Annotated in this window: 8 protein-coding genes; 6 read left to right on the top strand and 2 right to left on the bottom strand. The window is 72.5% G+C overall.

Annotated elements, in window-relative coordinates:
* The first annotated feature begins 157 nt into the window (after window positions 1-157).
* The 4 genes from ACFWVE_RS14435 to ACFWVE_RS14420 all read left to right on the top strand — a co-directional run bounded on the left by ACFWVE_RS14435 (window position 158) and on the right by ACFWVE_RS14420 (window position 5,412).
* The gene (locus ACFWVE_RS14435) at window positions 158-1,405 is read left to right on the top strand and encodes a hypothetical protein (protein WP_384012926.1); all 1,248 of its coding nucleotides are present in this window, start codon (window positions 158-160) and stop codon (window positions 1,403-1,405) included.
* 194 nt (window positions 1,406-1,599) lie between these two features.
* The gene (locus ACFWVE_RS14430) at window positions 1,600-2,151 is read left to right on the top strand and encodes a DUF4913 domain-containing protein (RefSeq protein ID WP_384012923.1); all 552 of its coding nucleotides are present in this window, start codon (window positions 1,600-1,602) and stop codon (window positions 2,149-2,151) included.
* A gap of 186 nt (window positions 2,152-2,337) precedes the next feature.
* Window positions 2,338-3,723: a hypothetical protein gene (locus ACFWVE_RS14425; RefSeq protein ID WP_384012920.1), complete on the top strand. Its 1,386-nt coding sequence runs from the start codon at window positions 2,338-2,340 to the stop codon at window positions 3,721-3,723.
* A 30-nt stretch (window positions 3,724-3,753) separates the two neighbouring features.
* Window positions 3,754-5,412 (top strand): glycosyl hydrolase, encoded by a 1,659-nt coding sequence (locus ACFWVE_RS14420; RefSeq protein WP_384012918.1) that lies wholly within the window; start codon window positions 3,754-3,756, stop codon window positions 5,410-5,412.
* A gap of 170 nt (window positions 5,413-5,582) precedes the next feature.
* Here ACFWVE_RS14420 and ACFWVE_RS14415 read toward each other — a convergent pair whose 3' ends face one another.
* The gene (locus ACFWVE_RS14415; RefSeq protein ID WP_384012915.1) at window positions 5,583-8,693 is read right to left on the bottom strand and encodes a BTAD domain-containing putative transcriptional regulator; all 3,111 of its coding nucleotides are present in this window, start codon (window positions 8,691-8,693) and stop codon (window positions 5,583-5,585) included.
* Window positions 8,694-8,898: 205 nt separating this feature from the next.
* Here ACFWVE_RS14415 and ACFWVE_RS14410 point away from each other — a divergent pair, with 205 nt between their 5' ends.
* Window positions 8,899-10,539: a hypothetical protein gene (locus tag ACFWVE_RS14410; RefSeq protein ID WP_384012912.1), complete on the top strand. Its 1,641-nt coding sequence runs from the start codon at window positions 8,899-8,901 to the stop codon at window positions 10,537-10,539.
* On the opposite strand, the gene ACFWVE_RS14405 is transcribed toward ACFWVE_RS14410, so the two are convergent.
* Window positions 10,529-12,154, bottom strand: coding sequence for a PH domain-containing protein (locus tag ACFWVE_RS14405; RefSeq protein ID WP_384012910.1), 1,626 nt, complete (start codon window positions 12,152-12,154; stop codon window positions 10,529-10,531). The genes ACFWVE_RS14410 and ACFWVE_RS14405 overlap by 11 nt on opposite strands.
* Before the next feature lie 202 nt (window positions 12,155-12,356).
* Here ACFWVE_RS14405 and ACFWVE_RS14400 point away from each other — a divergent pair, with 202 nt between their 5' ends.
* On the top strand, window positions 12,357-12,659 hold the full coding sequence (locus tag ACFWVE_RS14400) for a zinc-ribbon domain-containing protein (RefSeq protein WP_384012907.1): 303 nt from the start codon (window positions 12,357-12,359) through the stop codon (window positions 12,657-12,659).
* Window positions 12,660-12,845: the final 186 nt, after the last annotated feature.

Below are 12,845 nucleotides of genomic sequence, written 5' to 3'. Positions count from 1 at the left end.
ACCGCGACCATGACAACGTCTTGGGCCGGGAAGCCGGTTCATCCCGCGCGGGCCGGCTCCTTGAACCCGTTCCGTCCGGTTTCCGTTGTGGTCCGGTAGCGAGCCGGGGCCGGCCATGAAGGGCTCGGCTCCGCACCGGACCACAAGGAGGTACGGCATGCCACCCAAGGACAAGGAAAAGAAGCGCAAGAGTTCACCCACCGGGTCGGACGGAAGCGGCCGGAGCGATTCGAGCGGTTCCAGTCTGGGGCTGCGGCAGCTCTTCGAGACACTGCCGCCGGCGCCCCCGTCGGACAGAGTCCTGAGGAACGCCCCGAACCTGGACCCGGAATCCCTGCGAGAGATGCCGCAGCGGACCCCCTGGTCCCCGGCGGGCAGCAACGAGTGGTTCTACCGGGTGGGCGACAAGGTCGCCTCCGGGATCAAGAGCAGCGCCTCCTCGGCCGCCAAATGGGCCGCGGAGCACGACACCCAGTTCATCGAATCCGTCGGCGTCGGTGGCGCGTCCGTCCTCCAGGGCGCCGGCATCGCGGGCCAGTCGGCAGCGGCGCCCGCCAACACGCCGGGGCAGGCGGCGTACGGCGGCGGTGTCACCATCTCCGGTTTGGTGGCGGCGTACCGGGGCGTCAAGGAACTCTCCAAGCTCTATTCGAACTACAAGCACCCCGACCGGGAGCCCAAGAAGGTCAACTACACGCAGATGGCCCTGGACCTGACCGCGGCCGGGTTCGCGGGCGTGTACGGCGGCTACAGCACCGGTGCGGTGCAGAGCCCGGGCACCGCCCAGATGGGCATGGCCGTGGGCGCCATCGGCGCCGGGCTGGCCAGCGGGGCGGCTCCCTGGTTCCAGAACCGGCCACCGGCGCCCACACCCGCACCCGCACCTCCCCTGCCGCCGGCCTCCCCCACCACGACCGCACCGGGCGGGTACCAGCTGGAGACGCCGTACCACGCCAGCATGACCTCGCTGACCCAGCAGATGCAGGGCTACCAGCTCTCCGACTTCACACCGGCCGGCACCCGGACCAGCTCGGTGTCCACCGGCGTCAACGACTTCTACGGCCAGCCGCCCGTCTCGGCGGCCTACCCCCGGCAGCCGTACCAGTCGGGTTCCAGCAGTCAACAGCCTTACCAGCAGGGCTCCTACAGCAATCAGCAGCCTTACCAGTCGGGTTCCGGCAGTCAGCAGCCGTACCAGCAGGGGACCTACAGCAGTCAGCAGCCGTATCAGCAGGGCACCTACCAGTCCCCGCAGAACCCGGTGTCCCGTTCGGTCTCGTCCTACTCCTACTACCCGACGGACGGGCAGAACAGCCGTCAGTCCGGCAATACCCCGTACGGGGGCGGCCACCACGGAAGCAACCACCACCAGAAGCGCGGCGGTGGTAGCGGCCCGGCCGTGTAGCCACGATTCATGACCGTTCGGCGGGGGGCGGGGCGGGCCCCCCCCCACCGGCGGGCCGCGGGGCACCAGGTCGGCCCCGGCCGACCCCCCCCCGCCGGGCGGGGGGGGTCGCGGCCCGGCGGTGTCGCCCCGATTCTTCCCCGTGGGGGGGGGGCGGCCCCGCCCCCCGCCGAACGGTCGTACCTAGGAGCACGATGACGACCGAGACCGCCGCCGGCAGGCAGGAGCGGAAGTGGGAACGGGAGCCGGACAGGGAGCGGGAGCCCGCGCCACCCCCCGAACCCGCCGAGCCCGCTCCGCCTTCCCCGCCTTCCCCGCCTTCCCCGCCTTCCCCGCCTTCCCCGCCCAAGTTCATCCTCTACCTGGAGGGCCACGAGTACGCGGACACCCTGCGCCGCCTCACTCTGTGGACACACCACGTGCTGCTGCCGGTGTACGGCAGGGAGGTGACCTCCACCGCCCCTTGGTGCGGCCGCTGGTGGGAGCACCCGGAGGCGATCGCCCAGCTGCACGCCCTGTGGCTGGCCTGGGGGGACATGACCGGGCCCGGCTCCGACGCGATCGGGCCCGCCAACTGGCACCGTGACTATCTGGGCCCGGTCATGGATTCCCTGCGGAACCCGCAGGGCCCCTTCGCCGGCTGCAAGCCCACCGCGCACCGGCCGAAGCAGACGCCGTCCGTCGACATGATGGACCCGTTCGCGCCGCCGCCCTCACAGCCCACACCTCCGGGCGGCCCGGCCTGACGGTCACCTCGACGGTCCCGTCGGTGCCTGGGCGGGCCTGGGCACCGCGGGCCGGGTGGACTGGAGAAGGCGGGAGGCGCGGCCGCCGTGCCGTGCCCCGCCGTGGCGTCCCGTTTGTTGAACCGTTGCCCCCGGCCCGCCCGTTGTCGCTTCCTGTCAGCACCTCCGACCTGAAAGAGGGGCACCGTGGCGGATGACAACGCGGCCTCCCCGAGCCGGAACCGGTTGACCAAGGAGCGCCCCGAAGTCGGACTGGCGCGTGACCTGATCAAGACCGAGTACCGCCTGCGGGACGAGCGTCGCGACAACGGGCGGGATCCGACCGGCACGGCAGGCCTCCGGGACCGCCTGGCGGCCGGGCTGCGCCGGCTCATGGACCGCCTGACGGGCCGGTCGCAGTCGGCGGCGACCCCGGCCGGCGGGGACTACGCGTCCGTCGGCGGACGGGAGGCCGACCGGTCCGATCCGTGGCCGCCCGTCCCGGCACAGAGGCCGGCGGAGGGACCGTCCGAGATGCCCTCGGCGCAGTCGGCGCATCCGGACATGGCGCGCCTCGGGGGGAGGATCGGCCGGCTGTCGACGCTCCAGCACGAGGCCTTCGAGGACGCGGTTCTCCACCTGGTCAGGACCGACGAGAACTGGAGGAAGGCGTTCGAGCAGTCCCCCGAGAGCATGCCGACCGTCGCGCGGTACGCCGCCAACGCGTACATGCGGGAGTCGCTGCGGGAGACGTCCCAGGGCGTGGATCCGCCCCAACGGGGCCGGACTTCGTGGCAGGACGACGTACTGCGGACCGCGCCGGTCACGACCACGAACGCCTACACCGACAGCGGTACGCAGACGGACACGAACGCGAGCACGGACACGGCCGCCCCCACCCTCACCGCCACCGAGGCCATGGAGGCCGCCCGGGACCGGATCATGGCCGCCGACGCGCGGCAGTTCGCGGCGCTGCGCGAGCGCTGGGAGCGTCCGGCTTCGCGGGAGCGGTCGGACATCGCACCGGCAGTGGCACCGGTCGTGGGGCAGGACCGGAGCAGCTTCGAGGCACCCCGCCAGAACGAGATGGCCGACGGCCAGGCCTTCCAGGCAGCCCAGCAGACGCAATGGCAACGCCTCGGCACCAGTCCCACCGCCGCCCCCAGCGCCCAGGACACCTTCGACGGCCAGGCCTTCCGCGCCGCCGAACAAACCCGACGAGAACAGCTCGGCAACAGCCCCACCATCACCCCACGCCCCGCCGACGCCTTCGACGGCCAGGCCTTTCTCGCGGCCGAGCGGGCCGCTCAGCAGACCGGGCGGGCCGCCCCCGCCGGCGGCCCGGTGGACAGCGCCCCTACGAGCAAGCCCCCGAGCCCCGTGTCACCCCTGACGCCGTCCGCGCCCCCGCCGTCCCTGCTCAGCGGCGAAGGGCACGCGGCCCTGCGCAGCTCGCTCGAGTCGCTCGCCCCCCTGCGCTCCCCCACGGCCCCGGGCAGCAGCAGCGACTCACCGACGAGGGCCTCCAGCCCGGCGCCCCTCAGAGCCCACACCACCACACGCACGAACCCCCAGCAGAGAGGACGGAAATGACGTACGTCGCCCCACCAGGAGGCGTGATCCATGCGTAGACCCTTCATCCGCAGGCCCGTCCTGCGCAGGCCCGTCCTGCGCAGACGCACCTCGTTCCTGCTGGCGCTGCTCCTGGTCGCCGTCGGGGTCACCGGCACCGCCCTGCTGGTCCAGAGCCAGCGCTCGGACGACGTGAGCATCGCGGGTTCGCCGGCCGCCAACGCCGGCACCGGTGAGCACACCGTCACCTTCAAGAACACGACGGGCCAGCGGATCTGGATCGGCAGCACGGTCAACGCCGACGGGTCGGCCGAACTCACCGGGCTGCCGACCTTGGACCCGGGCCAGTCGGCCACCATCACGATCCCCGAGAACTCCGGCGCCGGGCACTGGCGCGGCAAGTTCTTCGCCCGCGAGGGCTGCACCGGCGAGGAGGGCAGTACGTTCCACTGCGCCGTCGGCGACTGCGGACCGTACTCCGACCGGTGCTCGACCGGTGAACAGCCGACCGGACTCGCCGAGTTCAACTTCGATCCGAAGGACAGTCTGGCGCCCTGGTACAACGTCAGCTACGTCAACGCCGTCGCGTCGCCGATCACCATCACGCCGGACGGCGTGACACCGCCCGAGTCGGGCGAGTGCACGTCGGCGGGGTGCGTCGAGGACCTGCTGGCCGCCTGCCCGGCCGACAACCTGGTCAAGGACGAGGCCACCGGCCGGGCGCTGGTGTGCGTCAACCCGAACCGGGACGCGAAGACCCCCTACAGCGACGCGCTGGCCGGCAAGTGCCCGACCGCGTACAGCTGGTCCAAGCACGACACCGAACAGGGCAACCAGGTCGTGTACCAGTGCCGGCAGTGCACCGGCATGACCGTCACCTTCCACGGCACCGGCGAGGCCGCCGCCCCGCCCGACAACAACGCCGTGGCCCCGCCGGCCCCCGTGGTCACCGAGCAGCCCCGCGAGGGCGGCAACACCCCGGCCGCCTCCCGCAAGGGCATCAGCCTCAACCCCGTGGCGGGTGCCTCCGAGGCCCTGGCCGACTCCGGTTCGTCCTGGTTCTACAACTGGGCCTCCTCCAGCGACGGTGTCACCAGGCCGGAGGGCGTCGAGTACGTCCCGATGATCTGGGGCCCCGACTCGGTCACCGACGCCCAACTGGGCCAGGCCGCCAAGGAGGGGAAGGCGCTGCTCGGCTTCAACGAGCCGGACCATCCGGGCCAGGCCACCATGTCGCCCGAACAGGCGCTGGACCTGTGGCCCCGGCTGGAGTCCACCGGCCTGCGCCTGGGCGCACCCGCGGTCGCCTCCGGCGGTGACCTCGAGGGCGGCTGGCTGGACCGGTTCATGAAGGGGGCCGAACAGCGCGGCCTGCGCGTCGACTTCATTCCCCTGCACTGGTACGGCGCCGACTTCGGCCCCGACGCCGTCAACCAGCTGCGCGGCTATCTGCAGGCCGTGCACGACCGCTACAACAAGCCGGTCTGGCTCACGGAGTACGCCCTGATCGACTTCTCCCAGGGCACCCCGCGCTACCCGAGCGAACAGGAGCAGACCGACTTCGTCCGGTCCTCGACCGAGATGCTGAACGGCCTGGACTTCCTGGAGCGTTACGCGTGGTTCGTGCTGTCCACCGAGACCCACCGGACGGGTCTCTACGACGGGGCGGTCGCCAACGCGAGCGGGCGCGTCTACCGCGAGGTGCGCTGAGGCGCCTTGAGGTGTCCTGAGGTGCTGACGCGCTGAGGCACGCGCCGCGAGCACGTGGACGGTTCAACTCCGAAAAGATCATCGGAGTTGAACCGTCCACATCTCTTTCCCGTTGTTCGGGTGCATCCCGGCGGCTCCCCGGCGGGGCTCACGATCGAAGGAGATCCATGTCAGGCGGTCCGTTTCGGCGCAGCCTCCCGGGTGCGGGCGTCGGCCGGACCGTCCTGCAGGCGGGCGAGCCACTCGCGGACCTTCTCGGCGTCCGGATGACCGACCTCCACGAAGATCGCCAGGGCTTGGCGCCAGCTCGTCCGGGCGGCCTCCGGCTCCTCGGTGTCGAGACGGGCTTCACCGAGGTTGCCCAGCGTGTGGCCCTCGCCCCACCGGTTGCCGATGTCCCGGTGTGTCGTGAGCGCCTGGTCGTAGTACTCGACCGACTCGTCGTAGCGGCCGAGCCTGCGGTGGACCGTGCCGAGGATGTCGAGGGCGATGCCCTCGACCCAGCGGTTGCCGCTGGCGCGCAGGACGACCAGCGCCTGTTCGAGGCAGCCGAGGGCGTCGTCGTACCTGCCGAGCCGCTGGTAGGCGTCGCCCAGGTTGCACAGGGAGATGCCCTCCCCCCAGGCGCTCCCCTCGGCGCGGTCGAGCGCCAGCGACCTGCGGCTGTACTCGACGGCCTTGCCGAGCCGGCCGGCTTGCAGGTAGGAGTCGCCCAGGTTCCCGATGACCGACGACCTGCCCGCCCTGTCCCCGAGCTCCTGGAACAGGGCCAGCGCCAGGTGCAGGTGCTCGATGGCCTCGTCGAGGCTGCCGGAGGTACGCAGCGCGGCGGCCGTGTCGGCGAGGCCCTGGGCCTCGCCCCCGCGGTCCTGGGCGTCGCGGGCGGCGGTCAGCCCCGTACGGGCGGTGTCGAGCCAGTCGTGGGTGTGGCTGCGGAGGTAGAAGAACCCCCACAGGACGGCGGGCAGCCGCCATGCGGTGCCCGGCTGTCCGGACGCGGCGGCCTGGTGCACCGCGGCGACCAGGTTGGACCGTTCGGTCTCGCACCAGGCCAGCGCCTGTTCCTGCGTCGTGAACTCCAGCGGCCGGCACGCCTCGGGCAGCGGTTCCAAGGGCATACGACGGCGGCGCGGGGTGATGTGCGGGTAGGCCGCGTCGGCGGTGTACAGGTACCAGGCGAGCAGCCGTTCGACGGCCAGGTTCCGCTCCTTCGGCGTCTCCTCGACGCGTACCTGTTCGGCGGCGTACACGCGCAGCAGGTCGTGCAGGGTGTAGCGGCCGGGAAAGTGTTCGGTGAGCAGGTGGGCGCGGGTCAGCTCGGCGAGGAGGCCACGGGCCTCACGCGGGGGGAGCCCGGCGAGATCGGCCGCGGCGGGCGCGGAGATGTCCGGCCCGGAGTGCAGGCCCAGCAGCCGGAACAGGCGTGCCGCCGGGGCGGACAACGCCTTGTACGACCAGGAGAAGACGGCCCGTACGTCGGTGGCGATGCCGTCGCCGCCGGCGAAGGCGTCCAGGCTGCCGTGGCTGTCGCTCACCTCGTCCGCGATGGCGCTGAGCGGGAAGGCGGGATGGGCGCAGGCGTGGGCGGCGACGATGGCCAGCGCCAGCGGCAGCCGGCCGCACCGCGCGATGATCTCGTCCGCCGCCTTCGGTTCCGCGGCCAGCCGGTCGGTGCCGAGGCGCCGGGCGAGCAGGTCGTATGCCTCGGCGGGGGTCAGCTGGTCCAGCGTCAGGGGGTGCGCCCCTTCGGCGGCGACGAGACCGGTGAGCCGATTGCGGCTGGTGACGATGACCAGGCAGCCCGGGGTGCCTGGAAGCAGCGGGCGGACCTGCTCGGTGTCGCGGGCGTTGTCGAGGAGGATCAGCACCCTGCGCCGCGCGAGCAGGCTGCGGTAGAGCGCCACCTGCGCGTCGAGACCTGCGGGTATGCGCATCGGGGGGACGCCGAGCGCGTCGAGGAAGATACGGACGGCGTCCTCCGGCGTCACCGCCGAGCCGGTCGGGTCGAAGCCGCGCAGGTTGATGTAGAGCTGGCCGCCGGGGAAGCGGTCGGCGACCCGATGGGCCCAGTGCACGGCCAGGGCGGACTTGCCGATCCCGCCCATGCCGCCGATCGCGCTGATCACGACGGTCGCCGGGGGCCTGCCGTCCTCGGGCAACAGGGTGCGGATCCGGTCGAGTTGGGCGTGCCGTCCGGCGAAGGTCGGCAGGTCGGCGGGCAGTTGCGCGGGACGGGCGGTTCCCTCCGGGAGACCGTGCGGGTCGGAGTGGTCGGCCCGGTCCGCCGGCCGGCCGGCCGGACCGTCGTCCAACGCCGGCTCGTTTGCCGTCCTGCCGCCGGTTGCCGTGCCCTCGGCCGCTCTCCCGTCCGCCGATGCGACGCCGGACGGCTCGGACGGCTCGGCCTGGCCGGACGGCCGGAGCTGCCTGAGCGGGGCCGGGGCCGCGGGCCGGAGCGGAGCGGGTGCCGGGGCGGGAGTCGAGCCCGGAACCGGGACGGGCATCAGGGCCGGGTCGGCCGCCAGGATGCGGTCGTGCAGGTCCTGGAGCGAGGTGCCGGGCTCGATGCCCAGCTCCGTGACCAGGGCTCTCCGTGTACCGCGGTACGCGGCCAGCGCCTCGGCCTGCCGCCCGGACCGGTACAGCGCCAGCATGAGCAGCCGGCACAGCTGCTCCCGCAGCGGATACGTGCCGGTGAGCGGGATCAGCTCGGCGATCACCTCGTGATGGCGTCCGAGCTCGATGTCGATGTCCAGCCGCGCCTCCAGCGCGGTGAGCCACTCCTCGTCCAGCCAGGAGCGCACCGTCTCGGCCAGCGGGCCGGGGAGTCCGGCCAGCGCGGCTCCCTGCCACCCGCCGAGCGCGGCGTGCAGCAGTTCCGCGGCGCCGGACACGTCGCCCGCGGCGCGCGACCTCTTCGCCCGGGCGACCCGGTGCTGGAACACGGCGAGGTCCAGGGCGTCGTCCGCGATCCGCAGCACGTATCCGTCCCCGACGGAGACGACCACCCGGGGCGGCCCGGCCGGGTGCCGGTCGGGTTCCAGCACCTTGCGCAGGCGCGACACGTACGTCCGCAGGACGGACACGGCAGCCGCGGGCGGCTCCTCGCCCCAGACGGCGTCGAGGAGTTCACCGAGCGGTACGGGGCGTCCACGCCGTAACAACAGCGCCGCCAGCACGACCCTCTGTTGCGGCGAGCCGAGATCCAGTTCCTGTTTCCCGCGCCATGCCCGGACCGGCCCCAGCACAGCGAAACGAACAGAATTCACGTAGTCGTCCACCCTCGGACTCTAGTAGGACGCGGCTCCGTCACCGTCACGCGGATGGAACGTGCCATTCCGTCCCGTGTCATCGCTGTTTTGGCCGTTATCCCGCTTGTCACCGGGGAGTTGAACCATTTTCACGCGGCGTCCGTTGCGGTACGCGGGTCACGCCGACACGGACCCGGCCGTGCCATGCGGCCGGGAACGGCAGAGAGGAACGCTTATGAGCCGGGGCGAAGGGGAAGAGGCGGACGAGCCGGTCGCCGGAGGCGAACACGCCGGGTCCGGCAGGCCGCCCGAGCCGTCCCCGCACTTCACGGTGGTCATCTCCGGTGACGGTTCCGCCGCCATCAACGGTGAGCCCGTGCCGGTGGCGGAGGGGGAGACGGTCGACGCCGCGATCCTCGACACCCTGCACGGCCACGCACGCGACCGGGACATCACCGTCACAGCGGCGATCTCCGACCCCGCCGCGGGGTACGTGGCGTTCGTCGAGGTCTCCCCCGACGGTTCGAGCTCGCTGCTGGAACAGCAGCAGGAGCCGGGGGCGCCGGTGCCGGTGCCGGCGCCAACACCGTCCCTCGTGAAGGGGGAGGAGGCCCTCGACGACGCCGACGACGACGGGCCCGTCGGTGGCACCGGTTCCGTGACCGCTCCGGGCATCGATACCGACGAGGACGTCTACGACGACTTCGACGAAGCGGCGTACGCGCTTCCCGAGCCCGAGGGGCCGCCGCCCCCGCCTCCGTCCGGTGGCCCGGGACCGGGACCGGAGCCCGGGGCCGGACCGGGTTCGGGTCCGGGCATGGGCATGGGCATGGGCATGGGCATGGGCATGGGCATGGGCATGGGCGGGGGGATGGGACTGGGCTGGGGTTCGGGCTCCGGCCCGGAATCCCGGTCGGAGTCGGCCGCCCGCCCCGTACCGCCGCCGAAACCCGCCCGCAGGACCGCCGCCCGGCAGTCGGACGACGAGTTCGAGGGCCCCGGACTGCTCAGCAGGCCCCTGGTCGTCGGGCCGGTGGCACTCGGTGTGGCCGCGCTGGTCGTCATACCGCTGGTGATCCTGGGCAGCGGCGGATCGGACGGCGGCGGAAGCCAGGAACAGGCCGCCGCCCGTGCGAGCGGCTCGTCCTCGGCCGAGGCGTCACCGACCCTCAAGACGCCCCCGCGGCCGATCCCGCCCCCGCCCGGTTCGACGTCCGCCTCGCCTTCGGCCAAACCGAAGGACAAGGGCAAGGACAAGGACAAAGGCAAGGACAAGAACGGGCCGAAGCCGACGTACGCCCCGGGGGCGAAGAGCGGTGGCGGCGTCACCGTCACCGTGACCGCGACGCCTCCGAAGGACACCACCACCGTCACGGCGAAGCCCCCGCAGGACACCGCCGCCAGTGCCGTGAAACGGCTCGCCGCGAGCGACCCGTCCGGACGACACATCTGCTACCGCGCGTACGTCGCCGAGCAGGGCTGGCAGAAGCCGGTGTGCGACGGCACCATCGCGGGTACGGCGGGCCAGAACCGGCCGATCAAGGCCCTGAACATCGCTGTGCACGGCGTCGACGGATCGGCCGCCAACGCGTTCCGGCAGGTGTCGAAGCCGGTCGACGGCCGGGGCGCGTGGCAGCCGAGCTGGACGGCCATCACCGGCGACGGCAAGAACTTCTACATCGGCAGCTCGAAGCAGAACGCCCCGAACATGCTGGGCTTCGCCATCAACGTCGGCAGCGGCGAGGTCTGCCACACCGTCCGTCTGCGCCAGCGCGACTGGGGACAGCGGACGTGCAGCAAGGCACGCCCCGACTACACCTTCGGCGGCACCCTCGACAACGACGTCTGGCTGGAAGCCGTGAAGCTCACGGTGTGAACCGCCCGACGGCGGCGGCCTCTGCCGACAATCCCGGCGCCTGCCCCGGCGTGAGGTGCCGAAGGATCCGGTTCAGGTCCGCCGGCGCCGCTGCCAGGCGGACCGGGGTGCCGGCGTCGTCGAGTTCGGCGATGTGCCAGGCACCGGGGACGCCGTCGCCGTCACCGCCCCGGACCGGGCGGACCTTCCTGAGGGCGAGGCGTCCCACCGGGATCGGCCGCGCCGCGAAGCGGCCCGGACCGGGATGCGGGGTGACGGAGGGCGGGCCGTCGCCGCCCAGGACGACGTGGGTGCCGAAACGGCGGGGGTTGTAGTCGGCGACCTCCAGGAAACGGGCCCGGAGGAACACCTCCTTCTCGTCGTCGTCCCGGCCGGCGGACGGGGCCGCCCTGCCGGACCCGCTCTCCTCCGGCCCGCGGAAGCGGGTGACGCGCCACGCCCAGGCGAACAGGACCAGCGACACCAGCGCGCCCGCGACCGGCCAGAAGGTCGTCAGCGGTGACGTGAACAGCGTGGTGGGGTGCAGAGAGCAGAGCGGGAGCAGCCACAGGGCCGTACCGAAGAGGACCGCCACGAAGGGGAGGACCGACGGCAGCACCTCGTCCTCGGGGCGTCGGCGGCGCCGTATCCGCACCAGCACCCGGGCGGCGGGATAGCCCGCGACGAGGGCCACGACGGCCGCGGCGACCGCGACACTGCCGGGAGTCACGGTGTGCTCGCGCCAGACGTGACGCTCACCGGCGACCTCCTTCACGCTGCCGCGCCAGACGGTCAGCTCGACGCCGTCACCGGCACGGAACGCCCGCGCGGCCTCCTCGGAGACCCCCAGCCGCTCCAGCGGGCGGGCGTCGGTGAAGTAGAGCCGGCTGCCCTTCCTGGGGTGATGCGCCTCGGTGCGCTCGATCACCGCCGGCATCGTCGTCACGCACGTCTCCCTCCTCTCCGCGGCAGAGGCCCCGGCGGTGCACGGCACGGCCGACTTCCAGGCCCGGAGGTCCGCGTCGGCGGCCAGGACGAACGCCGCGGCCGCGCCCGCGAGTGCCAGCAGCAGCACGCTCACGACGAGGGAACCGATCCAGCCGCGCCCCGTGGTGCGGTACGAGATGACGGCGAGGTGACTCGACTCCGGAGTGCCGTGCCGGCGGTGCAGCGCACGGAACACCTCCAGCTTCTCGTCGAAGTCCGGGTCGTGGGAGGTGAGCCCCACCGGCAGAGGCAGAGTCCACTTGCGCCCGCGCCCCCGGCCCCTCCCGTCGTTCCCGTCCTGCCCCTCCCGCAGGACGACGACGATGCGGCGGACGTCCTGGGTCCGGGGCGTGTTCGCGTACTTCAGGCGTACGCGCAGATCGGCGACGTCGCTCCAGCGCACGCTCCGGCGGCGCAGGAGCGTGCGGGAGTGCACACCGCGGGCGTCGGCGCGGACCCACGCGGTGGCCCTGTCCATCGCCGCGACGGCGGCCACGGCGGACAGCACCGCGGCGACCGGCCACACGGCGAGGCCCATGAGGGCCCGGAGCAGCACGGCCGACGCCGCCCCTGTCGCCCCGAATCCGACGAGGAACCACAGGGCACCCGACCACTGGGACCGGCAGGTCACTTCCCGCGCATCGCTCATGTCCGGAATCCTGCCCGCCGTACGCCCGCGCCCGCTTGTGCACGGTGCGGCAGTCTTCGGGTCTGCCACGTTGCCGACCGCTCACCCCTCACCCACCTCGAAAGTTCCCGCGTCGTGGTTCCGGTGGACGGTGGTTTTCGTGGCGCGGGTGGTGGCACCCTCAGAGGCAGCGGCCGGCCATGCGCCTGAAAGGGGCAATCACATGATCATTTTTGGCACCAAGGGATATCTCTACCAGCTCGCGATACTCACACTGGTGTGCACCCAGTGCGGGAATCCCTCCGCGCACACGCTCAGGAAGCGGGTCACGAAGTTCACGCTGTTCTTCGTGCCGCTGTTCCCGGTCTCGACGAAGTACACGACGCAGTGCACCTTCTGCGGCGCCGAGTCGAAGGTGTCCTCGGAGCAGGCCGAGCAGTTGCAGGCGCAGGACGCGGGCCGCCCCGGCAGCGGCCAGCCGTACGGACAGCCGCCCCAGCAGCACCAGCAGCCGTACCAGCAGTAGAGCCGCGGGGCGGGCACCCTCCTCTGCCGTTCGGCTCCTTTTCGGTCGCGCTGCCCGTGCACGGGTCGCCCCACCCGGCCGCCACGGACGTCGCCCGGCACTCCCTCTATGCTCCACGCGGTTGTTCCCTGTGCGCAGGTGCAAGCAGGTGTACGCACGCGACAGGTCAAGTGGCAGATAAGGAGC

The organism is Streptomyces sp. NPDC058632, from assembly GCF_042717095.1.
Lineage (GTDB): Bacteria > Actinomycetota > Actinomycetes > Streptomycetales > Streptomycetaceae > Streptomyces.
This window is presented reverse-complemented; position numbering and strand designations above follow the sequence as displayed.